General features: G+C 60.9%; 20 protein-coding genes. 11 read left to right on the forward strand and 9 right to left on the reverse strand.

What is annotated here, in order from left to right:
- Positions 1-11: 11 nt before the first annotated feature.
- The 6 genes from BMH52_RS14150 to BMH52_RS14175 all read left to right on the forward strand — a co-directional run bounded on the left by BMH52_RS14150 (position 12) and on the right by BMH52_RS14175 (position 5,120).
- Positions 12-938, forward strand: coding sequence for a sigma 54-interacting transcriptional regulator (locus BMH52_RS14150; protein WP_014716443.1), 927 nt, complete (start codon positions 12-14; stop codon positions 936-938).
- A gap of 106 nt (positions 939-1,044) precedes the next feature.
- Positions 1,045-1,827 (forward strand): MetQ/NlpA family ABC transporter substrate-binding protein, encoded by a 783-nt coding sequence (locus BMH52_RS14155; protein WP_003187613.1) that lies wholly within the window; start codon positions 1,045-1,047, stop codon positions 1,825-1,827.
- 369 nt (positions 1,828-2,196) lie between these two features.
- Positions 2,197-2,862 carry an amino acid ABC transporter permease gene (locus tag BMH52_RS14160; protein WP_014716444.1) on the forward strand — a complete coding sequence of 222 codons (666 nt, stop codon included), beginning with the start codon at positions 2,197-2,199 and terminating at the stop codon, positions 2,860-2,862.
- Positions 2,843-3,502 carry an amino acid ABC transporter permease gene (locus BMH52_RS14165; RefSeq protein WP_072434706.1) on the forward strand — a complete coding sequence of 220 codons (660 nt, stop codon included), beginning with the start codon at positions 2,843-2,845 and terminating at the stop codon, positions 3,500-3,502. Before BMH52_RS14160 ends, BMH52_RS14165 begins: the two co-directional genes overlap by 20 nt.
- Complete coding sequence (locus tag BMH52_RS14170; RefSeq protein ID WP_034125472.1) at positions 3,499-4,275, forward strand: amino acid ABC transporter ATP-binding protein; 777 nt, start codon at positions 3,499-3,501, stop codon at positions 4,273-4,275. The genes BMH52_RS14165 and BMH52_RS14170 overlap by 4 nt, the downstream gene beginning before the upstream one ends.
- Entirely contained in the window at positions 4,272-5,120 is an 849-nt protein-coding gene (locus BMH52_RS14175) for a transporter substrate-binding domain-containing protein (protein WP_020302225.1), read from the forward strand. The genes BMH52_RS14170 and BMH52_RS14175 overlap by 4 nt, the downstream gene beginning before the upstream one ends.
- Positions 5,121-5,219: 99 nt before the next feature.
- On the opposite strand, the gene BMH52_RS14180 is transcribed toward BMH52_RS14175, so the two are convergent.
- Positions 5,220-6,380, reverse strand: a complete 1,161-nt coding sequence (locus tag BMH52_RS14180; protein WP_032901767.1) for an AAA family ATPase — start codon at positions 6,378-6,380, stop codon at positions 5,220-5,222.
- A 121-nt stretch (positions 6,381-6,501) separates the two neighbouring features.
- Between BMH52_RS14180 and BMH52_RS14185 the strand changes: the two genes are divergently transcribed.
- From BMH52_RS14185 to BMH52_RS14200, 4 genes are all read left to right on the forward strand, one after another.
- Positions 6,502-7,584 carry an efflux RND transporter periplasmic adaptor subunit gene (locus tag BMH52_RS14185; RefSeq protein WP_038448469.1) on the forward strand — a complete coding sequence of 361 codons (1,083 nt, stop codon included), beginning with the start codon at positions 6,502-6,504 and terminating at the stop codon, positions 7,582-7,584.
- Positions 7,581-8,651 carry an efflux RND transporter periplasmic adaptor subunit gene (locus tag BMH52_RS14190; protein WP_072434707.1) on the forward strand — a complete coding sequence of 357 codons (1,071 nt, stop codon included), beginning with the start codon at positions 7,581-7,583 and terminating at the stop codon, positions 8,649-8,651. The genes BMH52_RS14185 and BMH52_RS14190 overlap by 4 nt, the downstream gene beginning before the upstream one ends.
- Complete coding sequence (locus BMH52_RS14195; protein WP_073844023.1) at positions 8,648-11,713, forward strand: efflux RND transporter permease subunit; 3,066 nt, start codon at positions 8,648-8,650, stop codon at positions 11,711-11,713. The genes BMH52_RS14190 and BMH52_RS14195 overlap by 4 nt, the downstream gene beginning before the upstream one ends.
- Before the next feature lie 244 nt (positions 11,714-11,957).
- Entirely contained in the window at positions 11,958-14,147 is a 2,190-nt protein-coding gene (locus BMH52_RS14200) for a glycoside hydrolase (protein ID WP_073844025.1), read from the forward strand.
- A gap of 109 nt (positions 14,148-14,256) precedes the next feature.
- Here BMH52_RS14200 and BMH52_RS14205 read toward each other — a convergent pair whose 3' ends face one another.
- Positions 14,257-14,883: a bifunctional 2-polyprenyl-6-hydroxyphenol methylase/3-demethylubiquinol 3-O-methyltransferase UbiG gene (locus BMH52_RS14205; RefSeq protein ID WP_073844027.1), complete on the reverse strand. Its 627-nt coding sequence runs from the start codon at positions 14,881-14,883 to the stop codon at positions 14,257-14,259.
- Positions 14,884-15,281: 398 nt separating this feature from the next.
- Entirely contained in the window at positions 15,282-16,553 is a 1,272-nt protein-coding gene (locus tag BMH52_RS14210) for a hypothetical protein (protein WP_073844029.1), read from the reverse strand.
- Between the two features lie 263 nt (positions 16,554-16,816).
- On the opposite strand from BMH52_RS14210, the gene BMH52_RS14215 reads away from it, so the two are divergent.
- The gene (locus BMH52_RS14215) at positions 16,817-17,920 is read left to right on the forward strand and encodes a hypothetical protein (RefSeq protein ID WP_072434711.1); all 1,104 of its coding nucleotides are present in this window, start codon (positions 16,817-16,819) and stop codon (positions 17,918-17,920) included.
- A gap of 2 nt (positions 17,921-17,922) precedes the next feature.
- On the opposite strand, the gene BMH52_RS14220 is transcribed toward BMH52_RS14215, so the two are convergent.
- The 6 genes from BMH52_RS14220 to BMH52_RS14245 form a co-directional block, all read right to left on the reverse strand.
- Positions 17,923-18,567, reverse strand: coding sequence for a methionine ABC transporter permease (locus BMH52_RS14220; RefSeq protein WP_003187635.1), 645 nt, complete (start codon positions 18,565-18,567; stop codon positions 17,923-17,925).
- On the reverse strand, positions 18,557-19,672 hold the full coding sequence (locus BMH52_RS14225; RefSeq protein ID WP_073844032.1) for a methionine ABC transporter ATP-binding protein: 1,116 nt from the start codon (positions 19,670-19,672) through the stop codon (positions 18,557-18,559). Before BMH52_RS14225 ends, BMH52_RS14220 begins: the two co-directional genes overlap by 11 nt.
- Complete coding sequence (locus BMH52_RS14230) at positions 19,669-20,484, reverse strand: MetQ/NlpA family ABC transporter substrate-binding protein (RefSeq protein ID WP_073844036.1); 816 nt, start codon at positions 20,482-20,484, stop codon at positions 19,669-19,671. Before BMH52_RS14230 ends, BMH52_RS14225 begins: the two co-directional genes overlap by 4 nt.
- Positions 20,485-20,622: 138 nt before the next feature.
- Positions 20,623-21,981 carry an LLM class flavin-dependent oxidoreductase gene (locus tag BMH52_RS14235; protein WP_072434713.1) on the reverse strand — a complete coding sequence of 453 codons (1,359 nt, stop codon included), beginning with the start codon at positions 21,979-21,981 and terminating at the stop codon, positions 20,623-20,625.
- Entirely contained in the window at positions 21,981-23,174 is a 1,194-nt protein-coding gene (locus BMH52_RS14240; protein ID WP_073844038.1) for an SfnB family sulfur acquisition oxidoreductase, read from the reverse strand. The genes BMH52_RS14235 and BMH52_RS14240 overlap by 1 nt, the downstream gene beginning before the upstream one ends.
- A gap of 40 nt (positions 23,175-23,214) precedes the next feature.
- Positions 23,215-24,456 (reverse strand): SfnB family sulfur acquisition oxidoreductase, encoded by a 1,242-nt coding sequence (locus BMH52_RS14245; RefSeq protein WP_073844040.1) that lies wholly within the window; start codon positions 24,454-24,456, stop codon positions 23,215-23,217.
- Between the last annotated feature and the right edge of the window lie 169 nt (positions 24,457-24,625).

A 24,625-nucleotide genomic window follows, 5' to 3' on the forward strand; every position in this document is an offset into this window, starting at 1 on the left:
GGGAGCCTGCCATGAGTCTGCATGAAACCTTCGGCCAGCCGCTGCTGACCTTTCCAGATGCTGAAAAAAGCCCGTTGAGCATCCGCGCCAAGGCGCTGGTGTTCGTCGACCCACGCTCACGCCAACTGCGTGAAGAGTTGGAAAGCCTTGCGCCGCGCGCCTTACCCGTATTGATTCGAGGAGAAACCGGCAGCGGTAAAGAGTTGCTGGCGCGGCACATCCACCGTGGCAGTGACCGTACAGGCCTGTTTGTCTCGGTCAACTGTGGCGCCATCAGCCCCACCTATGCGGATGCCGAGTTGTTTGGCTATGCCGCCGGCAGTCACAGTGGCGCGGCGAGCAGCCGCGCGGGCTGGTTTGGCTCGGCCAATGGCGGCACCTTGTACCTGGATGAAATTGGTGACTTGCCGCTGCCGATCCAGGTGAAATTGCTCGCGGCCCTGGAAAACCACGAAGTCACCCGCGTCGGTGCCCACCAGCCCAGCCCGGTGGATGTGCGCCTGGTGGCCGCGACCAGCATCGACCTGGCCCAGGCCGTGGCCGTGGGCAAGTTTCATGAGCGTCTGTTCCATTATTTGAGTGAGGGCCGGTTGGACCTGCCGGCGTTGCGCGAGCGGGTGGGGGATATCTTGTCTCTGGCCGAATATTTCCTCGGCATCTACAGCCAGCGCCTGGACCTTCCGGTGCCACTGATCAGCGACGCCGCCCAGCAGGTGCTGGAACACCACACGTGGCCGGGCAATACGCGAGAATTGGAAAACGTCATTCACTTTGCCTTGCTGGTGAGCAGCGGCGATGAAATCTTGCCCGAGCATTTGAACCTACCGACGGCAGGCTCACCGCTGGAGCAAGTACGACGAATTTTGGCCAGCGCCAGCCCGGCCGAGACGGAATCGGTGCGTAAATTCCTGTATGAACAAAATGGAATATCAACGTGAATAAAAGATATTGTTCGGGAATAAAAAATCTAGGTATTGTCCCTTCCACGCCGCGATAGCACTTCGCTGGCACCTCACATAAAAACGGTCGTTAGAAGGACATTGCATGAAAAAGGTTCTGTTGTTTACCGCTCTGGCGGCTGCCCTGACTGCTGGCTTTGCCCAGGCCAACGAGAAACTGGTGGTGGCCGCTACGCCGATCCCGCACGCCGAAATCCTCGAGCTGATCAAGCCGACCCTGGCCAAGGAAGGTGTGGACCTGCAGATCAAAGTCTTTACCGACTACGTACAGCCGAACGTGCAGGTCGCTGAGAAACGCCTGGACGCCAACTATTTCCAGACCCTGCCGTACCTGGAAAACTTCAACAAGGGCAAGGGCACCAACCTGATTACCGTGGTGGGCGTGCACGTTGAACCCTTCGGCGGCTACTCGAAAAAGATCAAGAAAATCGAAGATCTGAAAGACGGGGCCACCGTGGCTATCCCGAACGAAGGCTCCAACAGCGGCCGCGCTTTGTTGTTGCTGCAAAAGGCTGGTGTGATCACCCTCAAAGACCCGACAAACGCCCTGGCCACGCCGAAAGACATCGCCAGCAACCCGAAGAACCTGAAGTTCAAAGAGCTGGAATCGGCCCTGCTGCCACGGGTGCTGGACCAGGTTGACCTCGACCTGATCAACACCAACTACGCCCTGGAAGCTGGCCTGAACCCGGCCAAGGACGCGCTGATCATCGAAGACGCCAAGTCGCCGTACGTGAATTTCCTGGTGGCGCGCCCGGACAACAAGGACAGCGATGCTATCCAGAAGTTGGCCAAGGCCCTGACCAGCCCGGAAGTCAAAGCTTTCATCGAGAAGAAGTACAACGGCGCGGTGGTGCCAGCGTTCTGATGTAAGCCAAAACCCCCTTCAAGGTTTCAACGCCGACGGCTCCTACAGCGTCGGCGTTTTTTTATCTGAAATACAGTCAAAACTGTGGGAGCTGGCTTGCTCGTTCCCACGCTCCGCGTGGGAACGTCTCCTGTGACGCTCTGCGTCACGACTTTAGAGCGGACGCAGAGCGTCCTGGGCTGCATTCCCACGCAGAGCGTGGGAACGATCGACAGCTCCCACAGAGGTTAGGTTTTTGGGTGATATCAATATGTTATTTCGGTATTTAAACTTTGGTTTTTATACCTTTAAAGTTCGCGCTAGCTGACGTTATCCACGTCGGCACGGACTGCGCTCGCGGCATTACCCATGCGGCGATATGGACTGCACATGACCTTCGATTTCGCTTTTATCCTCAGCACCCTGCCGGCGTTTCTCAAGGCCGTGGGTGTGACGCTGCAAGTCGGCCTGATCGCCATTGCCACGTCCTTGCTGGTGGCGCTGATCAACGCTGCGCTGCTGGTGTTTCGTACGCCTTACCTGTCGCGCCTGGTGGCGCTCTATGTGGAGCTGGCGCGTAACACGCCGCTGTTGATCCAACTGTTCTTCGTCTACTTCGCGCTGCCGGCCCTGGGTTTCAATATTTCCGGGTTCTGGGCGGCGATCATCACCATGACCTTTCTGGGCGGCGCCTACCTCACCGAGGTGCTGCGCGCCGGCGTGGAAGCGGTGCCGCAAGCGCAAATCGAGTCGGGCAAGTCCATTGGCCTGTCCGACTGGCAACTGTTGCGCCATGTGATCCTGCCCCAGGCCGGCATCCTCAGCCTGCCGGCGCTGTTCGCCAACTTCATTTTTCTACTCAAGGAAACCACCGTGGTGTCGGCGGTGGCGGTGCCGGAGATTCTCTATACCACCAAGAGCTATATCGCCCTCTACTATAAAACCTACGAAATGCTCGCCGTGCTGACGCTGATTTGCGTGCTGTTGTTCTTGCCGTTGTCGCTGTTGCTCAGCCGCCTGGAAAGGAGGCTCCAGCATGGCCAGTTCGGGTCTTGAGTTGCTCTGGATGTCGTTGCCGCAACTGGGCAAGGGCGCTGCGCAAACCCTGTCAATTTCGTTTTTGAGCATCGGCTTCAGTACGGTTGGCGGCGTGCTCTACGGCGTGCTGCGCACTTTGAATAACAAGGCGATCAACGGCGTGTTGCGGGTCTACCTGGAACTGTTCCGCGCCATTCCGGTGCTGGTGTGGTTGTACCTGCTGTTTTTTGGCGTGCCGATCTTCTTCGGCCTGAGCATCCCGAGTTTCTGGTGCGCGGTGCTGGTGCTGTCGTTGTGGGGCGCCAGCGAGGTGGGCGAAGTGGTGCGTGGCGCGCTGCATTCGCTGCCCCGTGGCCAACGCGAAGCAGGCTTGTCGATTGGCCTGTCCGACCCACAGTTGTACGGCTACGTACTGCTGCCCCAGGCCCTCAAGCGCATGACGCCGCCGACCATCAACGTGTACACGCGCATCATCAAGACCAGCTCCCTGGCGGTGCTGATCGGCGTGGTGGATGTGATCAAGGTCGGCCAGCAAATCATCGAGCGCACCTATGAGTCGGTATTGATCTACGGCGCGCTGTTCCTGTTTTTCTTCTTTATCTGCTACCCGTTGTCGGCCGCCTCCAAGGTGCTGGAACGGCGCTGGGCCCAAGCATGAGCGCATTGATCGAGTTTCAGGGTTTCAACAAATTCTTCGGCGAGGCGCAGGTGCTCAAGGGCATCGACCTGAGCGTGCAGCGCGGCGAAGTGGTGGTGATCTTAGGCCCCAGCGGCTGTGGCAAAAGCACCTTGTTGCGCTGCCTCAATGGGCTGGAAGTCGCGCACAGCGGCAGCCTGCGCTTTGCCGGCAAAGAGCTGCTGGATAAAACCACCGACTGGCGCCAGGTACGCCAGGACATTGGCATGGTGTTCCAGAGCTACCACCTGTTCCCGCACATGAGCGTGCTCGACAACATCCTGCTCGGCCCGCTGAAAGTGCAAAAGCGCGACCCGCGTGAAGCCCGTGAGCAGGCGGAAAAATTGCTGGAGCGCGTGGGCCTTGCCGACAAGCGCGACGCCTTCCCACGCCAGCTTTCCGGTGGCCAGCAACAACGCATCGCCATCGTCCGCTCGTTGTGCATGAACCCTCAGGTCATGCTGTTTGACGAAGTCACCGCGGCCCTCGACCCGGAGATGGTCAAGGAAGTGCTGGAAGTGATCCAGGACTTGGCCCGCGATGGCATGACCCTGCTGATCGTCACCCACGAAATGGCCTTCGCCCGCGCGGTCGCCGACCGCGTGGTGTTCATGGAGGCCGGTCGCATCCTCGAACACAACACCCCCGAGGCATTCTTTACGAACCCGCAGACCGCACGCGCGCAGCAGTTCCTGGAGAAGTTCTCCTTTGTTTCAACACTGCCCAAAAAGATCAAGGAACTGGAGCTGATATGAAAAAGTTACTGCTGCCACTGTTTGCCGTCGCCTTGCTGGCCGGCTGCGATAAAAAGGCCGAAGAGCCGGTAAAACCTGCGGCTGTGAGCTACATCGACAAAATCAAAGCGCGGGACAAGCTGATTGTCGGCGTGTTTACCGATAAACCGCCATTCGGCTTTGTGGACGAAGCGGGTCGTTATGTCGGCTTCGATACCGACATCGGCCGGCAATTCGCCAAGGACCTGCTGGGCGATGAAAACAAGGTGGAGTTTGTCGCCGTGGAACCGGCCAGCCGCATTCCTTTCCTGCAAAGCGACAAGGTCGACCTGATTCTCGCCAACATGACCGTGACGCCTGAACGCAAGGAAGCAGTGGACTTCACCAACCCCAACCTGAAAGTGGCGGTGCAGGCTCTGGTGCCGAATGACAGCGCCGTCAAAAGCCTGGATGACCTGGCAACCCGCACGACCATCGTCACCACCGGCACCACGGCGGATATCTGGCTGACCAAGAACCATCCGGACTGGAAGCTGCTCAAGTTCGAGAAGAACTCCGAGTCGCTGCAGGCGCTGTCGGCTGGCCGTGGGGATGCCTATGCGCAAGACAACCTGGTGCTGTTCAGTTGGGCCAAGCAGAACCCTGGCTACCGCGTGCTGGAAGAGAAGCTCGGTGATGAAGCACCCATTGCCCCGGCGGTGAAGAAGGGCAATATCGAGCTGCGTGACTGGGTGAACGCTGAGCTGGCGAAGTTGGGGGAGGAGAAATTCCTGCTCAAGCTTTATGACCAATATGTGCGTAAAGAGCTGAGCGATGACACCAAGCCTGAGAGTGTGATTGTTGAAGGCGGTAAGTGGCAGGGCTGAGATAGCTATCGCAGGCAAGCCAGCTCCCACCTTTGAATGTATTCACACATCAAAATGTGGGAGGGGGCTTGCCCCCGGTGAGGCCAGTGCAGTCACCGCCTACTCCGGCCAATGCCAGGCCGGCCCATCCAGCATCCCTTGCCCCACAATCCGCGTTTCCCCCAACACCTTCTCCAACACAATCGAGTTACACCCCTCATCCTGCTGCAACGCCGCAATCAAGCGGCTGGCATGGCTCACCACCCATACCTGGCACTGCTTCGACGCCTGGATAATCAAGCGGGCCAGTGCCGGCAACAGGTCCGGATGCAAGCTGGTCTCCGGCTCGTTCAGCACCATCATGGTCGGTGGCCGAGGGGTCAGCAGCGCGGCGATCAGCAGCAGGTAGCGCAGGGTGCCGTCCGACAGCTCCGCCGCCGACAACGGTCGCAGCAAGCCTTCCTGATAGAACTCGATGGCAAAGCGTCCGCCCTGCAACGGTTCAATGTGCAGACGCGCGCCCGGGAATGCATCGCTCACGGCGCGTTGCAGCGCCTCGGGATCGCCAATCTCGCGGATGGTCTGCAACGCGGCCGCCAGATCGCGGCCGTCGTGGTGCAACACCGGCGTGCGCGTGCCCAACTGTGGCTGGCGCACTGGCGCGTCCACGTCGCTGCGAAAGTGATCGTAAAAGCGCCAGCCACGAATGCTTTCACGCAACAGCAGCACTTCCGGCGAGCCACGCAGGCTGCCGACCTGATCGAACAGGCTGTGGTAGTTCGGTGTGTGATGCGCCAGCACATCCCACGCACGGCCTTCGCGGGCACGCACCATCGGCCCTGAGCGCTGCACCAGCAGGCTGGCCGGACGGTAGACGTGGCCGGCCCAGATGCATTCCTTTTTTACTTCGGGGTCCAGTTTGAAGGCCGAGAGGGTTTTTTCGGGTAAGCCCAAAGAGATCGCGTAGCTGAAATCCTCTGCGGCAAACCCCAGGCGCAGGCGTTTGACGCCCTGGCGCACAGTGGATTCGACCGGTACTTCGCCATTGCGCATGCGCCGGCTGATGGTTTCCGGCCCGGCCCAGAAGGTCGAATCCAGCCCGCCTTCGCGGGCCAGCGCATTGATCACCCCGCCCTGGGCGGTTTCGGCCAATAGGCGCAGGGCGCGATACAGGTTGGATTTGCCGCTGCCATTGGGCCCGGTCACCAGGTTCAGCCGGTCCAGGGGCACCACCAATTTGTTGATCGAGCGGTAATTGGCCACCGCGAGGGTTTTAAGCATGTGTAATTAGTCAGCATGGGAACCATTGGAGTATGGGATCCTCCATGCAGATAAGGAACCCTGATCTAAGCTCACAGTCGCATACACACTTGAACGTCGGCATCACGCAAAAGGAGCCTGCATGGGCGGTCGCACCTCGACATTTATTTTCAGCCTTGGCCTCCTGGCGCTGCTCAGCGGCTGTGGCCAGGACAAAGCCGAGCCCAAGCAGCATTCGCGGGTGTTCGTGCAAACCGTGCAGTCGGCGGATTTTGCCGCGGCGGTGACGCTGACTGGTGATATCCAGGCGCGGGTGCAAACCGATCTGTCCTTTCGCGTGGGCGGCAAAATCATCCAGCGCATGGTCGACGTGGGCGACCGCGTCACGGCCAGGCAAGTACTGGCCAAGCTCGACCCCAAGGACCTGCAAACCAACGTCGATTCGGCCCAGGCCCAGGTTGTGGCCGAGCAGGCGCGGGTCAAGCAGACCGCCGCCGCCTTCGTGCGCCAGGAAAAACTCTTGCCCAAAGGCTATACCAGCCGCAGCGAATACGACGCCGCCCAGGCCGCGCTGCGCAGCAGTCAAAGTGCCCTGGCCGCTGCCCAGGCGCAGTTGGCCAATGCACGCGAACAGTTGGGCTACACCGCGTTGATCGCCGATGCCCCTGGGATCATCACGGCGCGCCAGGCCGAAGTCGGCCAAGTGGTACAAGCCACCGTGCCGATCTTCAGCCTGGCCCGCGATGGCGAGCGTGACGCCGTGTTCAACGTGTATGAGTCCCTGCTGGTGGAGCCGCCCCCCGACGCGCCGATTACGGTGAGCCTGCTGGACAACCCGAGCATCAAGGCCGTGGGCAAAGTCCGCGAAGTCACGCCCGCCGTGGCCGCCAATACCGGCACCGTCCAAGTGAAGATCGCCCTGCAAAGCCTGCCCAAGGGTATGGAGCTGGGGTCGGTGGTGAGTGCCACCGCCAATGGCCCGGCCAAGGCGAGCATCGAGCTGCCTTGGTCGGCCCTGACCAAAGACCTCAGCGAGCCGGCCGTGTGGCTGGTGGACGGTGAAGGCAAGGCGCAGTTGCACAAGGTCACCGTGGCGCGCTACCTCACCGGCAAAGTGATCATCGGCGAGGGTCTCAAAGGCGGTGAAAAAGTCGTGATAGCCGGTGGGCAATTGCTGCACCCCGGCATGGTCGTCGAGATCGCCCAACCCGGAGCGCAGCCATGAAGCAATTGACGCTCATTGTCGCCGCCAGCCTGTTGCTGATGGCCTGCTCCAAGGAAGAGGCACCGCCCGAACCCATACGCCCGGTGCTGTCCATGGAAGTGAGGGCCGAAGACCAGGAAAACCTGGGTCGTTTCGCCGGCACCATCCAGGCCCGCTATGAAAGCAACCTGGGTTTCCGTGTGCCCGGCCGCATCGCCCGTCGCGCCGTGGATGTCGGCGCCGAGGTGGAGAAGGGCGCCTTGCTCGCCGTGCTTGACCCCACCGACCAGCAGAACCAATTACGCGCTGCCCAGGGCGACCTGGCGCGCGTACAGGCGCAGTTCATCAACGCCCAGGCCAACGCTCGGCGGCAACAGGAACTGTTCAACCGTGGCGTCGGCGCCCAGGCTCAGCTGGATGTGGCCCAGACCGACCTGAAAACCACCCAGGCGACCCTTGACCAGGCCCGTGCCTCGGTCAACCAGGCCAAGGACCAACTCAACTACGCCGAACTGCGCACCGACCATGCCGGCATCGTCACTGCCTGGAACGCTGAGGCCGGCCAAGTGGTCAGCGCCGGCCAGCAGGTGGTGACCCTGGCCCGTCCGGACATCAAGGAAGCGGTGATCGACCTGCCCGCCGGCCTGGCTGAACGCTTGCCTGCCGATGTGGTGTTCCTGGTCGCCGGGCAACTGGACCCCAGCGTGCACACCACCGCCGTGGTGCGTGAGATCGAGCCTCAGGCCCAAAGCGCCACGCGCACCCGTCGCGCACGCCTGAGCCTGGCCGAAACCCCGCCCGCGTTCCGCCTGGGCACGGCAATCAGCGTGACGTTGAGCACCGCCATCGCCCCGCGTATCGAACTGCCCCTGAGCGCCTTGCAGGAAGTGGACGGCAAGACCCGTATCTGGCTGCTCGACACCCAGAGCCAGACCGTGCAACCCCGCGAGGTCACGGTTATCAGCCGTGATGCCCGCAGCGCCTTGCTCAATGGCAGCGTCAAACCCGGCGAGCGCATTGTTACCGCCGGCGTGAACAGCCTGAAACCTGGGCAAAAAGTCAAAATCGACGAGGACAGCCCGCGATGAAAGGGAGCTTCAACTTATCCGACTGGGCCCTCAAGCATCAGTCCTTCGTCTGGTACCTGATGTTCGTCGCGCTGCTGATGGGCGTGTTCTCGTACATGAACCTGGGCCGTGAAGAAGACCCGTCGTTCACCATCAAGACCATGGTGATCCAGACCCGCTGGCCGGGCGCGACCCAGGAAGAAACCCTCAAGCAGGTCACCGACCGTATCGAGAAAAAACTCGAGGAACTCGACTCTCTCGACTATGTGAAAAGCTACACCCGGCCCGGCGAGTCCACGGTGTTCGTGTTCCTCAAGGACACCACCAGTGCCAAGGCCATCCCGGAGATCTGGTACCAGGTCCGCAAAAAGATCGATGACATTCGTGGGACCTTCCCCCAGGGCTTGCAGGGGCCATCGTTCAACGATGAGTTCGGTGACGTGTTCGGCTCGGTGTATGCCTTTACCGGCGATGGCCTGTCGATGCGCCAGTTGCGTGACTACGTGGAACAGGTGCGCGCCGAAATCCGCTCGGTGCCAGGGCTGGGCAAGGTCGAGATGATCGGCCAGCAGGACGAAGTGATTTACCTGAATTTCTCCACGCGCAAACTCGCGGCCCTGGGGATTGATCAGCGCCAGGTCGTGCAAAGCCTGCAATCGCAAAACGCCGTGACCCCCGCCGGGGTGATCGAGGCCGGGCCGGAACGCATCTCCGTGCGCACCTCCGGGCAGTTCGCCTCGGAGAAAGACCTGGCCAACGTCAACCTGCGCCTCAATGACCGTTTCTACCGGCTGGCGGATATTGCCGACATCAGCCGTGGTTATGTGGACCCGGCGCGGCCGATGTTTCGCTTCAACGGCAAACCGGCGATTGGCTTGGCCATCGCCATGCAGAAGGGCGGCAATATCCAGTCGTTCGGTAAGGCCCTGCACGGGCGCATGGACGAGCTGACCGCCGACCTGCCGGTGGGCGTCGGCGTGCACAAGGTGTCCGACCAGGCCGAAGTGGTGGAAGAGGCGGTCGGCGGCTTCACCAGCGCATTGTTCGAGGCGGTGATCATCGTGCTGGTGGTGAGCTTTATCAGCCTCGGCATGCGCGCCGGGTTGGTGGTGGCGTGCTCGATTCCGTTGGTGCTGGCGCTGGTATTCGTGTTCATGGAATACAGCGGCATCACCATGCAGCGCGTGTCGCTGGGCGCGTTGATCATCGCCCTCGGCCTGCTGGTGGATGACGCGATGATCACGGTGGAGATGATGATCACGCGCCTGGAAAAAGGCGAAACCAAGGAACAGGCGGCGACTTACGCCTATACCTCCACGGCGTTCCCGATGCTCACCGGCACGCTGGTGACCGTGGCCGGTTTCGTACCGATTGGCCTCAACGCCAGTTCGGCAGGCGAGTACACCTTTACCCTGTTCGCGGTGATTGCCGTGGCGATGCTGGTGTCGTGGGTGGTGGCGGTGCTGTTTGCGCCGGTGATCGGCGTGCATATCCTCAGCGCCAATGTGAAACCGCATAACGCCGAGCCAGGGCGCATTGGCCGTGCCTTCAATGGCGGCATGCTGTGGGCCATGCGCAACCGCTGGTGGGCGATTGGCATCACCGTGGCGCTGTTCGTGGCCTCGGTATTTTCCATGCAATTTGTGCAGAACCAGTTCTTCCCGTCGTCGGACCGTCCGGAAATTCTCGTCGACCTGAACCTGCCGCAAAACGCCTCGATCAACGAGACGCGCAAGGCGGTAGACCGCCTCGAAGCGATCATCAAGGACGACCCGGATATCGCCCGTTGGAGCACCTACATCGGCCAGGGCGCGATTCGTTTCTACCTGCCGCTGGACCAGCAGTTGGAAAACCCCTACTACGCGCAGCTGGTGATTGTGAGCAAGGGCCTGGAAGAGCGTGGCGCTCTGATCGCTCGATTGCAGAAACGCTTGCGCGATGATTTTGTCGGTATCGGCAGCTACGTGCAGCCGCTGGAAATGGGCCCGCCGGTCGGGCGGCCGATCCAGTACCGCGTCTCTGGTAAAGACACCGATCAGGTGCGCAAGCACGCCATTGAACTGGCGACCTTGCTGGATCAGAACACCCACCTGGGCGAGATCATCTACGACTGGAACGAGCCGGGCAAAGTGCTGCGCGTCGACATCGCCCAGGACAAGGTGCGGCAACTGGGGCTTTCGTCGGAAGACGTGGCGCAGTTGATGAACAGCGTGGTCAGCGGCGCGGCGGTGACCCAGGTGCACGACGATATCTACCTGATCAACGTGGTCGGCCGCGCCGAGGACGCCGAGCGCGGTACGCCGGAAACCTTGCAGAACCTGCAGATCGTTACGCCCAATGGCACCTCGATTCCATTGCTGGCCTTTGCCACGGTGCGTTACGAACTGGAGCAGCCGCTGGTGTGGCGTCGTGACCGCAAGCCGACGATTACCATCAAGGCCGCGGTGCGCGATGAGATGCAGCCGACCGACCTGGTCAAGCAGTTGGCGCCGACCATCGAGAAATTCAGCGAAGGCTTGCCGGTGGGCTACAAAGTCGCCACCGGCGGTACCGTGGAAGAAAGTGGCAAGGCCCAGGGCCCGATTGCCAGCGTGGTGCCGTTGATGTTGTTCCTGATGGCCACGTTCCTGATGATTCAGTTGCACAGCGTGCAGAAGATGTTCCTGGTGGCCAGCGTTGCGCCACTGGGGCTGATCGGCGTGGTGCTGGCGTTGATCCCCACGGGCACGCCCATGGGCTTTGTGGCGATCCTGGGGATCCTGGCGCTGATCGGCATCATCATCCGCAACTCGGTGATTCTGGTCACACAGATCCACGAGTACGAAGAGGCCGGCTACACGCCGTGGGACGCGGTGGTGGAAGCGACCGAACACCGGCGTCGGCCGATTCTGCTGACGGCCGCCGCCGCGAGCCTGGGCATGATCCCGATTGCGCGGGAAGTGTTCTGGGGGCCGATGGCCTACGCGATGATTGGCGGGATCATCATTGCGACATTGCTGACGTTGCTGTTTCTGCCGGCGCTGTATGTGGCCTGGTACAAGATCCGCGAGCCGAAACACGAACATCAGCCACAACAGGATTAACACTGAGAGAGGGGGCTGCCAGTTAAGCGCAGACCCCCTGTGGGAGCGGGCTTGCCCGCGAAGGCGGTGTGTCAGTCGCTGCATCTGTGACTGAACTATCGCTTTCGCAGGCAAGCCAGCTCCCACACTTGGATCTTCATTCTGGTTGAAGCTGTGTGAAGTTTCTGAAAAATCCCCATGTCGTCCTGGCTCGCTACTGCATGTTGTACCCTCTGGTCCTCATCCCAAACCCAGGTCGATCCTCATGCAGTGCCTGCGTTTAACCTTGCTGTTTTGCGCGTTGCTCCTTGCACCGTCTGCCTTCGCCGCCACCGTACTGGAAAATGCCTTGTGGCGCGTCGAACTCGACCCCGCCACCCTGGCGCTGCGCGTGACACCCGCAGGCCAGGCTTCGGTGCAGGCATCCAGCGGTGTGGCCTCGCATGCCGTCAGCCAATTGCAGAACACGCCTGACCAAGCCACTTGGCAATGGGACAACGGCGCTTATCGCCTGAGCGCCCGCCTGCAACAGCGTGACCTGGCCCTGACCATCAACGCCCGCGAGCCCGGTGAGCTGGCCCTGCTGCGTCAGCCTGCCGAGGCCATGGGGCGAGGGTTGATCTGGCCCTTGGCCGAGGGGCATTACGTGCCTGCCGGCAATGCCATCTGGAAGACGTTTCTGCTGGAGCGGGGCGAGTTCAATACCACCCAGGACCTGAGCCTGCCGCTGTGGGGCGTGGATCAAGGTGGCTTCACCTTGAGCTGGCTGTTGACCAACCCCTACAACAACCGCCTGCAATGGCAAGCCGACGGCAACGGCCTGGCCCTCTCCGCGGCCCACGAATTCACCTCGCTGGCGCCTGATGCGCCGATGACGCTGCGGCTGTACCTGGGCGATGCCGACCCATTGGCTGGTGCCAAGCGCTACCGCCAGTGGCTGGTGGAGCAGGGCCGCTATGAGCCGTTGGCGGACAAACTGCGGCAAACACCCGAAGCCCAGAAACTGCTGGGCGCCAGCCATGTGTACCTCTGGGACAACGGCCTGCTGGCTTTGGGCGATGTGCGTGATTGGCCAAGACTGATCCAACGGCTGCGCAGCCATGAACTCAAGAGCCTGATGGACAAAGAGAGCGCACAGCTGCTGGCGCAGTCCGCTGCACTGAATCGCTATGAACAAACCGTGCTCCTTCGCGGCCTCAACGCGGCGATCAACACCAAGGCCCGGCAGGCCTGGCAAGTGCAAGAGCCAGACATGACCCGCCTTGCCGCCCGTTATGGTGAGCTGCGCAGTGAACTGGCCGTGGACTTTGCGGGAGCCTTGAGTGACAGCCCGCAGACCTGGGGCAGTAGCACCATTCAAACCCTGCGCGACGCCGGGCTGCAGCGTCTGCTGCTGACCTTGGGCGAAGGTTGGGAGGGTGGGCTATGGCATCCCGAGGCGATTCGCGCGGGGGTGGAAGCCGGTTTTCTGATGGCGCCTTACGACTCCTATGAAACGGCCCTGTCCGCCACGGAAAACCCCGATTGGACCACTGCCCACCTGGGCGCCAAGGCCTACCGCGACTGCGCGATCGTGTTGAAAGACGGCAAGCTGAAAACCGGTTTCCAGAAGTCCGGCCACTACACGGATCCACGTTGTGTGCGGCCGCTGCTGGAGGCACGGGTGAAGGCAGTACACGCGAAGACTGGCTTCAATGCCTGGTTTCTCGATGCCTACGCCACCAGCATGTTGTTCGACAGCTATCGCAGCAACGCCAGCATGACTCAGGCACAAAACGCCGAAGGCAATATCGATGCTTCCCGCTGGATCAACACCGTGTCGAAGCTGGTCACAGGCTCCGAAGACGGCAACGCGATCACTGCCCAAGGCATCCTGTTTGCCCACGGCATGCAGACCCCGGTGATCGGCTGGGGTGACCGCGAGATGACCCAGGACCCGCAGTCGCCGTACTTCGTAGGCAACTGGTACCCCACGGAGCAACCGGCGGTGTTCTTCAAATCAGTGCCGTTGAAGGAGCCGTTTCGCACGCTGTATTTCGAACCGACGATGCGCGTGCCGTTGTATCAGGCGGTGTTCCACGGCTCGGTGATCACCACCCATCATTGGCTGTTCGACAGCCTCAAACTGAGCAATGTGCAGGGCGACAATGAGCTGACCCAACTGCTCTACAACGTGCCGCCGCTGTACCACCTCAGTGCTGCGACGCTCAAGGCGCGGCTGCCGGTTATTCAGCGCCAGGACCGCTTCTTCCGGCCGTTGCACCAGCGCTTGGCGACCCAGGAAATGACGGATTTCCGCTGGCTGACGGTGGACAAGCAGCTGCAGCAAACCACCTTCGCAGACGGGACGCGGCTGGTGGCGAATTTCTCGGCGGTGGATAAACAGGGGTATGCCGGGCGCAGTGTGACGGTGCTTGTGGAGGGGGAGGAGCCGGTGGTGTATCAGGTGAAATAACGTTGCCCGTTACGGCGCCATCGCGGGCAAGCCCGGCTCCCATAAGGGAATGCATTCCAAAGGTGGGAGCTGGCTTGCCTGCGATGAGGCAGGTACAGTCGATGCAGCACTAAATCTTACGCCATACACTCGCCAACCAAGGCTGCTGTTCCCGCGGCAACCCGGCCGGCCGGTAGTAATGCTCCAACTCTTCAAACCCGGCTGCGGTCAGCAAGGCCCGCCAGGCCTGCAGATCGTGATAAGAGCCATACCGCGGCCCATTCCAGCCCTCCTGGTTCTCGCCCCGAGGGTTCGAGCTGAACAGCACGCCCCCAGGCTTCAACGCGCCGTGCAGCTCTTTGAGCACTCGGGGCAACTCCTGCTTGGGAATATGAAACAGCACCGCATTGGCAAACACGCCATCGAAGCGTTCGGCGGGCAGGTCCAGCTTGAGAAAGTCCTGCTGCAGCACCTCACAGCCGCTGTCTTCGCGGGCCATCTGCGCAAAACGTTCGGAGCCATCCAGGCCCACGGCGATATGCCCCATGCGCGTAAACGTCTGCAAATCCCGCCCGGGCCCGCAGCCGAAATCCAGCACGGTAAACGGCGGCGTGCCCTGGATATGCCGCAGCAGCGCGTCGATGTTCTGGCTCACATCGTGATCGCGGGTGCCTTCACGGAAGTCTTCGGCCACCTTGTTGTAATGGCCCAGGGTGGTGGAGGTGATCTGGTTGAGGTCGTCGGGTTCGAGTTTCATAGGGCTATTTCAGTGAGAACACAGCAACTATATCCGATGCCTGGGCCGCTACCACAATCTAGGCTTAACTAATCTTCGTAAATATTGTGCCAATTAGGACCGCCCTTATCACAAGGAAATAGGTAGCAAAATTGTCCTACCACCTTCCGCGTTTCAGGTGGTGGCAAAGGCCAAGGTTCAATTGGAAAAGAGATGGCGGTGGCGTTGTCTAGGACAAGTTCAGAAATTACCTCCCCTGTTATCGATGGGGTGCCTGCAGCGGTACCGCTTATAGCAACACTAAATAACAATGTGACAGACGCAAGGCTGTTCGACGTCATGAGTTTTGACATGATTTTTCCCTGAAGTTATAGGTCGTTGGCATGAAGTGGCGTTTGCTGCCTCAAGTATTAATGCACTCAGGGCAGCTCCACTGCTACCGCATCCATATCCTGGGTGCTGTTGAGGTTTACACCCCCGGCGTAGCTTCCGCTTTGAGAGAAGGTGCTCAGCCAGTTTTTTTTGCCTCCACCAATCGAAGCCAGACAATGGGTCGCCGCAGCGTTTCCACCGGTTGCAGGTGACCAGATACAGCCGGTGAGGTACTGATCAACGTCGCTGTTAAGCGCAACAGTATTGTTATCGGCAATACCGAACGCTTGTGTCGACACGGCTCCCGTCGGGGGCTGAATCAGCTGAATGCCCGCCAACCCTGCTAGGGGAATCCACGTTAAGTCGCCCACTCTACCGGTATCGTCCTGCCGTGATGCCAGCACAATCCCCTTGTTGTTGATTGCGCGTCCGGCATTTTTGGACTTGATAGAAAGGGTCAAGGTCAGAGGCGCTGTCGTCGGTGTCATCCAGGCTGCGGTCCGGACCGGGTTGGTGGCGGTATCGGGATACTCGCAGTAACCTACCGATTGCAGTGTGTTATTGATCCCTTTGACATAGCAACGATTGGCTCCAGTCGCTATGGGTAAAGAGCTTATGGTATAGGTCGTAACGTTAGCCTTAGCTACTTGGGGAATTGTGATGCCGTTGGTTCTGGGACAGTTCATGGCAATGCTGGGGTAGCCATTCGAAAGGCTGTCACTGACGCCCACTGGAACGCATTTATCGTTGTACCCAAGCAGTCCAAGCAGCGAAGAAAATACCCGCTTAGGCGTGTCATCCCCCGCGAGCCATATGACGGTAGATAGCTCCTGATTGCTGCTGATGCTCCATCCAACCATATCCCCGCGTTGATTGGACGCCATGATGATTGTCTTTACGTCCGCGGCACGCAACGGCAGCACTACCCCAGGAAGCGGCTTGAGAGGTGTCGGAGTGTTATTTGGAGTGGTGGCGTTCCAGACCACGGCGGTGTTGACATTGTTTGCGTTCTTGCAGATACCGCCGATCCAGCCGGCGTTCGAGATATTGAGGGCGCGGCAAGGCTGTTCAGCAACCAATGGCTTGAGCGCTACTTGTGAGTTCTCTGTGTTCGTATCTGCTAACCAAGGGACATTGTTGGCGCTGGCACTGGCCGGAGTGCAATTGCCCACAGCGATACCACTGTCGTTGATGCCGGAGGTTTCGCATTGTGCTCCCGCTTCATGCCCTAAGTTGGTGTAGGCGGCAGCGTTGACGGTCAAGCTGACCGCGCTCAGTAACAGGCAACCTGCAAACCCTAAAGAGTGCATTTTCATCATCAGTCCATCCTTGGTGAGAGATTCTGTTTGATTAGATACACGCAGAAAACAATCAACAACTGTCAGAGTTAACAGGTATAGGCGAGTAGTTTCAGCGTTTGCTCCGCACTCGTGACAGGGAACCTCAGGCTCCGTCTGATTCAGTTTAAAGACGTGTATTCGATGTAGTGCACTTCACTGGGTTCGTACTGTGGTATTCCGACATACCGCCCCGCGGGATTGTGGGTAAGATTCGGCCCTAATTCAAAGAGGGTTATCCATCTATGGAAGAGGAAAAACGTTCACCCGTTGGCAACGACACCGCACCGAACAAGGTCGACCAATACGCCACGAGATTGAGCAATGGGCTGTTCTGGCTCAATGAGCGGGCCTGGCCGCTGACGGTGGGGATTCTCTCGGTGGCAGGCTTGTACCTGTACCAGTACATCCAGGTCGAACAGGTACCGCTGAGTATTTTGTCGGCGTCGGCGTTCACTGCCTTGCCGGCGATGTTCGCCATGTTGGTATTTGTGATCGGCATGATGGGCGCGTCGATCCTGATCCCTACCTTCATCTTGTTCACGCGCCTGAACGGCACCGGTGTGCGCCTGAGTGATCAACTCAATCTCAGCCCGCAGTCGCCGCAAGAGACGGCCCAGCACAGGAGGTTACTGGGGCATTGGGCGGCCAGCCTGTTGGTGATGTTTGTGTTCTGGATGTCCGCCGTGTACCTGTCCGTGAACGCCGAAAGTGGGCTTTTGCTGACGCTCAGTTGGATCGTGGCGATCATGGCGGCGGTAGTGGCCTATGTCGGCATCATTATTCGTGCGCGCCCCGCCCATGTTGCTCTGCGTGAGTTGTCCGGCGAGTTCTGGCTGGCCAGTGCTGGCGCTGGGGCCATTCAAATGGTGGTCATTCTAATGGTGACGGTGCCGGTCTCCCGCGCCTTCAGCGAGTACTCCGACAGCGCCGTGTTCTTTGCGCCGTTCATGGCCGCTGAAATGGCTGTGCTGTTCCTGATCCAGGGGAGCGCCGCCTGCCTGGTGGTGCGTATGCGCGTCCAGAAAAACCCGGTGGCGTTCGCCTCGTTGGTGGCCTTTGCGCTCATCGTTTTACTCGGGCTGATCCCGGCGAGTGGGGCCAAGTTGGGCGGCCTGCCGCTGCAAGGATCCGCCTCGGGAGGGCGCGTTTGTACGCTGATGACCTGGACGGCGCAGGCCCAGGTTCCCGGCGCGCTGGTAGACGCCGACAACCCCAAGCGCAGCGTAAAACTGCGAGTGATGGCCGACTCGGATGGCAGCTATATCGTGCGGCCCTGGCAGGCCAAGGAAAAAACCATCACCTTCGTGCCCCGTGCCAGTGTTGCCCAACTGGATGAGTGCCCGTGACGTCAGCGCTTGTTCAACACCCGCGCCAACCTATCCCCACTCAGTTGGATCACCGCCACCAGCACCACAAGCAACACAATCACGGTGAGCATGATCTGCGTATCGAAGCGCTGGTAGCCATAGCGGTAGGCAATATCGCCCAGGCCACCGGCGCCGATTGCTCCGGCCATGGCCGATGAATTGATCATGGTCACCAGGGTGATCGTGAAGCCGCCGACGATGCCGGGCAACGCCTCTGGCAACAGCACATGCCAGATGATGTGCCAGCGGCGGCAACCCATGGCCTGCGCGGCTTCGATCAGGCCATGGTCGACCTCGCGCAGGCTCACTTCAGCGATGCGTGCAAAGAACGGCGTGGCGGCGATGGTCAGCGGTACCACTGCCGCCCAGACGCCATAGGTGGTGCCGACGATCAGGCGCGTGAACGGGATGAGCGCCACCATCAGGATCAGAAACGGAATGGAGCGGAACAGATTCACGAACGCTCCCAGCACGCGGTTTAGCGCCGGTGCCTGGTAGATGCCGCCCTTGTCACTGGTGACCAGGAATACTGCCAGCGGAATGCCCACCAGCAGCGCGATCAGCGATGACACCCCCACCATCAACAAGGTGTCGATGGCGCCCTGCACTAAACGATCAAACCACATAGCCCAGCACCTCCACCTGTTGTGCCCAGTTGGCCGCGCGTTTGCGCAGTTCTTCGGCGTTGTGCGGCGATCCATTCACCGCCAGCAGCAGTTGCCCCAAGGCATGCCCCTGGATGCGTTCCACGCCCCCTTGTAGTAAACGCACACGGCCGCCGAGGGCACTGAACAGTGCCGCGAGGTCTGGCTCCAGGGTGTCGCTGCCGGTGAACTGCAGGCGCAGCACCAGTGCGGCGTCGGCCGAGGCGGGCGTGGGTTGCAGGCGGCGTTGCAACTCTGGCGGCAAGCCGTGTTGCAGCGGTGCGAGCAGGGTCTTGCTGACCTCATGTTGCGGATCGCCAAACACCTGCCACACCGGGCCTTGCTCGACGATACGCCCGTGCTCCAGCACCACTACGCGGTGGCAGATGTCGCGGATCACCGCCATCTCATGGGTGATCAGCACGATGGTCAGGCCCAGGCGCTGGTTGATCTCGCGCAGCAGGCCGAGGATCGACTGGGTAGTTTCCGGGTCGAGGGCCGAGGTGGCTTCGTCGCACAGCAGAATCTGGGGGTCGTGCACCAGCGCGCGGGCGATGCCGACGCGCTGCTTTTGCCCGCCGGACAGCTGCGCCGGGTACGCCTTGTGTTTGTCTTGCAGGCCTACCAGCTCCAGCAGTTCATGCACCTTTCGCGCGCGTTGTGCCTGGGGCACACCGGCGACCTTGAGCGGCAACTCGACGTTCTGCCACACGGTCTTGGCCGACATCAGGTTGAAGTGCTGGAAGATCATGCCGATGCGTCGCCGCAGCGCCACCAGGTGGTCTTCATCGAAGCTCCCGATGTCCACCTGGTCGATCAGCACCCGTCCGCTGCTGGGTTGTTCCAGGCGATTGATAGTGCGGATCAGCGACGACTTGCCGGCGCCGCTGCGGCCGATGATGCCGAACACTTCGCCCCGCTGGATCGCCAGGTCAATGCCTTGCAGCGCATGCACCGTGCCGTCATAGGTTTTGCCCAGGTTGATGAACCGCACATGGGCGTGGTTCAAGTCCGGGTGCAGTTCAGTCTGCTCGGCGTGGCTGGGCGCAGGGGCCAGATCGTGCAATCGGGCGTTGGCGGCACTCATGGTTTAGCTTCCCAGCCAACCTGATAGAGCTTGCCGAGGGACTTGTCCAAAGCCGCACGTACCACCGGCGAGTGCTGGTAGATATCGACGAACTTGATCACCCGTGGGTCGGTTTTGCTCTTGGGCTGGATGACGAACTGAATCACGTATTCCGGATGATCGAGGCCGTCGAACAGCAGTGCCGACTCGGCATCGAAGGTCTTGGACAGGCGGATGTACGCCGGGTAGCCCTGCACCAGATCGGCGTCGTCATAGGCGCGCACCAGTTGCACCGCTTCCACTTGCAGGATCTTGATGTTTTTCGGGTTGGCGATGATGTCTTCTTCTGTGGCCTTGTAGCCCACGCCCGGTTTGAGGGTGATCAGCCCGGCCTTGGCCAGCAGTTGCAGGCCGCGACCGCTGTTGATCGGGTCGTTGGCAATCGCCACGCTGGCGCCTGCGGGCAGCTCGTTAAAGCTGTTGTATTTTTTCGAATACAGCCCGACGTTGTTGATGATGCCCGGCGCGTACGGCACCAGGTCAAACCCGGCGGCGGCCTTGGCGTTTTCCAGGAAGGGGATGTGCTGAAAGTAGTTCACGTCGATATCGCCGGCGGCGAGGCTGACGTTGGGCGCGATCCAGTCGGTGAACTCCACCAGTTCGACCTTCAGGCCCTGCTTGCCGGCCTCTTCTACGGCGGCTTCCAGCGGAATGGCGAAGGCAGCGGTGGTGCCGATTTTCAACGGTGCATCGGCGGCGAATACCGCCGAGCTGAATAAGCCGAAGGCCAGGGCCAGTGCTTTGACTGGGTTGTTTAAGAATGTCTTTTTCATAGTGGTTTTCCAGTCATAAGGTCTTAGGTAGCGAGATCGTTCCCACGCTCCGCGTGGTAATGCAGCCAGGGACGCTCCGCGTCCCCAAAGCGAACGCAGAGCGTCCAAGAGGCATTCCCCCGCGGAGCGTGGGAACGATCAAACAACGTGGCGGTAGGTAGAGCCGGTGTGTTGTTTGGGTAAGCGAGCCGTGTCGTGGAAGACTTTTTCCCGCAGCGTTCCCTGCGCATATTCCGTCTTGTACGAGCCCCGTCGTTGTAACTCCGGTATCACCAGCTCAATGAAATCCACATAGCTCTCCGGCGTCACAATGCGCGTCAGGTTGAAACCATCCAGCCCGGTTTCGCTGATCCAGGATTCCAGCTCATCGGCCACCTGTTCAGGCGAGCCCACCAGGGTGATATAGCGCCCGCCCAAGGCGTGCTGGTCGAGCAATTTGCGCCGGGTCCAGTCGTTGTTCTGCAGGTTCTGGGTGGCCGACTGGATCGCGTTGCTCTTGACGTACTGGATCGGTTCGTCCAACGCGTACTGGGCAAAATCAATCCCGGTCGAGGCCGAGAAGTGCGCCACGCCAGCTTCCGCGCTGGCGTAGCTGAGGTACTCGGCGTGCTTGTTCCAGGCCAACGCTTCAGTGGCGCCCACAATGACGTTCAGGCCCATGAACACCTTGATGTCGTCCGGGTTGCGCCCAGCCTCCACTGCGCTGGCGCGCACCTTGTCCACCTGGCGCTTGGTCGCGGCCTTGTTCTGCCCGCTGATAAACACGCACTCGGCATGCCGCCCGGCGAACAGCAAGCCGCGCTCGGAACTGCCGGCCTGGAACAGCACCGGCGTGCGCTGCGGCGAGGGCTCGCACAGGTGGTAACCCTCCACCTGATAGAACTCGCCGTGGTGTTCTACCTTGTGCACCTTGCCCGGTTGCGCATACACCCGCGCTTGGCGATCGTTGTGCACCGCGTCGTCTTCCCAGCTGCCTTCCCAGAGCTTGTACAACACCTGCAGGTATTCATCGGCCTGGTCGTAGCGCCGGTCATGCTCGACCTGTTCGGTAAGGCCCATGGCCTTGGCGGCGCTGTCGAGGTAGCCGGTGACAATGTTCCAACCCACCCGGCCACGGCTCAGGTGATCCAGCGTCGACATGCGCCGGGCGAACAGGTACGGCGGCTCATAGGTGAGGTTGGCGGTAAGGCCGAAGCCAAGGTGCTGGGTGACGGCGGCCATGGCCGACACCAGCAGCAACGGGTCGTTGACCGGTAACTGGATCGACTCCTGGAGCGGCACGTCGATGGAGTCCTGATACACGTCATACACGCCGACGATATCAGCGATGAACAAACCGTCGAACAACCCGCGCTCCAGGATCTTCGCCAGTTCAGTCCAGTATTCGAGGGTCTTGTACTCGGTCGAGTTGTCCCGTGGATGAGTCCACAAACCGTGATTGATGTGCCCGATGCAGTTCATGTTGAAAGCATTGAGCAGGATCTTTTTTTTGCTCATCAGATGGTCCCCCGCAGCGGCGGGTTTTCATCGTTGAGGTAGTAGTTGCCAACCGCATGGTATTTCCAGCGCACCGGGTCGTGCAGGGTGTGCACCCGGGCGTTGCGCCAGTGGCGGTCCAGGCCGTGTTCGGCCAGGGTCGCCTGGCTGCCGGCCAGTTCGAACAGGGTGCTGCCGGCCGACAGGGAAATCTCGGTGCTCAGGGCGCGTATTTCGGCAACGGCGATGGAGGCTGCGGCGACGGTCTGGGCATTGCTGTCGGCCTGGGCGCGGTCGAGGAATTCACCCGAGCGTTCCAGCAAGGCTTCGGCGGCGTGCAGCCGGCTGCTCAGGTGGCCGAAGCTCTTGAGTGTCAGCGGGTCTTCGGTGGCCTTGTCGTTGCCGGCGTCGATCCATGGGCGGGTCTTGGTGCGCACAAAATGCAAGGCATCCTCAAAGGCCGCGCGGGCGATGCCGGTGTCGATGGCTGCGTGGAGGATCTGCGCCAGCGGGCCGACGGTGGTCGGGCGTTCGAAAGCGCTCTGGAACGGCACCACGTCTTGCGCCGCGACCCACACGTTGTCGAACACTACCGAGCCGCTGCCGGTAGTGCGCTGGCCGAAGCCGCTCCAGTCGTCGATCACCGTCAGTCCCTCGCTGTCACGCGGTACGAAGGCCAGTTGCTGCACGCCATTTGCATCCACCACCGAAGTGGGGATGCGCTGGGCGTAGATCGCGCCGGTGGCGTAGAACTTGCGCCCGTTGATGCGAAAACCGTTGCCGTCGCGGGTGAGGCTGGTAATGCGGTCGTGTGCGGTCTTGGTGCCCAGCTCCGCCAAGGCGTTGCCAAAGCGTTGGCCAGCCAATACCTCGGCGTACAGGCGTTGCTGCTGTTCGGGGCTGCCGTTCACCCGCAGTACTTCGAGGGCATAGAAATGGTTTTGCGGAATCTGGCCCAACGAGCCATCGGCCTGGGCGATCAGTGCGATGACCTTGGCCAGGGTGACGTTGGACACGCCCGCGCCACCGTAGGCCTTGGGCACGCTGATGCCCCACAGGCCGGAGCGGGAAAACCCGTCCAGCTCGGGCAACGGCAGGCGGCGTTCGCGGTCGCGTTGGGCGCTGTCGCGGCGCAAGTCTTCAGCAAGATCGCTGGCGACAATAAGCGCTTGTTCGTCGCTGGTAATGACCGCGACGGGGTGAGAAAGGGTCATGAGTTTCTCCAGAAGCTCGTGGAAAAAGTGTTCTGGTTGGTTAAATCCACGAATGACGAGCCGGCAAGGTGCCGTTGAGCCGATAGGCGCCGATGGCGTGGTACTTCCAGCGCACCGGGTCGTGCAGGGTGTGAACCCGGGCATTGCGCCAGTGACGGTCAAGGTTGAATTCGGCCAGGGTGGCGCGGCTGCCCGCCAGTTCGAAGAGCTTCTCGGTGACTTGTAACGCCACTTCGGTGGTCAGCACCTTGGCTTCGGCCACGGCAATCGAGGCGTGGGCGGCGGATTGCGCGGTGATCGGCGCGGCGCTGACCTGGTCAAGCACCTGGCCTGCCTTGCGCAGCAGGGCTTCGGCGGCGTGCAGTTCGATCTTCAGCTTGCCGATATCGGCGATCACATACAGGTCGTCGCTGGCTCGCTCGACCTTGGCGTCGATCCACGGGCGCGAACGCTCACGCACGAAGGCGATGGCATCGTCGAGGGCGCCCCGGGCGATGCCGGCGTCGATGGCGGCCTGGATCAGTTGCGACACGGCCCCTTGGATATTCGGGCTTTCGCCCAGGCGCCAGTTGTCGATGACCAGGTCCGGGTCCACCGCTACGCGATCAAGCAGCACGGTGCCGCTGGCGGTGGTACGTTGGCCAAAGCCGGACCAGTCATCAACGATGCGCAGCCCTTCGCTGCCGCGACGTACAAAAGCCATGACCTGCTTGCCGTCATCGTTCAGGGCCTTGATTGCCACCCAGTGAGCGAACAGGGCGCCTGTGGAGTAGAACTTCTGGCCGCTGAGCACGTAACCGTCGCCTTCGGCCGTGAGGCGCGCCTTGAGCTCCAGAGTATTTTTGGTGCCGCGTTCCGGGCCGCCGTTGCCGATGCGCCAGCCGTCGAGCACGCTCTGGAACAGCTGCTTTTTCTGACGCTCGGTGGCGGTGCCCTGCAATACGTGCAAGATGCCGAAATGGTTCTGCGGGATCTGCCCGAGTGCCGGGTCGACCGCGCTGATGATCGCGAAGACTTCGGCCAGGGTCACAAACGACACCTGGGGGCCGCCGTATTCGCGGGGAATGGAAATACTGCCCAAGCCGCTGCGGGTGAACTGTTCGAGCTGCGCCCAGGGCAGTTTGCGTTGCTGGTCGCGCTGGGCGGCCTGCGCACGCGCAGCCTGGGCCAGCTCGTGGGCGGCGCTCAGCGCCTGGGCGTCGTTGCGCAGCACCGTGGCGGGCAACAGCAGGGGAGCTACGTCCACATCACTCTGGGGGGATGTTAGAGCCAAGTTAGACATCAGCGCCGCTCCTTGGCTGCACGCAATGCCCTGGCGTTGCGCACCGGGGTAATTCTGACCATACCGACCTCGCATTCAATGAAATAAACAGAAAAATCAGGAATGTCCGGTGGTCCGGTGCATATACCCTAAGCGTGTTAATTATTTAAATAAACTAACTTTTAGGAAT

Source organism: Pseudomonas sp. BTN1, from assembly GCF_001907715.1.
GTDB lineage: Bacteria > Pseudomonadota > Gammaproteobacteria > Pseudomonadales > Pseudomonadaceae > Aquipseudomonas > Aquipseudomonas paracarnis.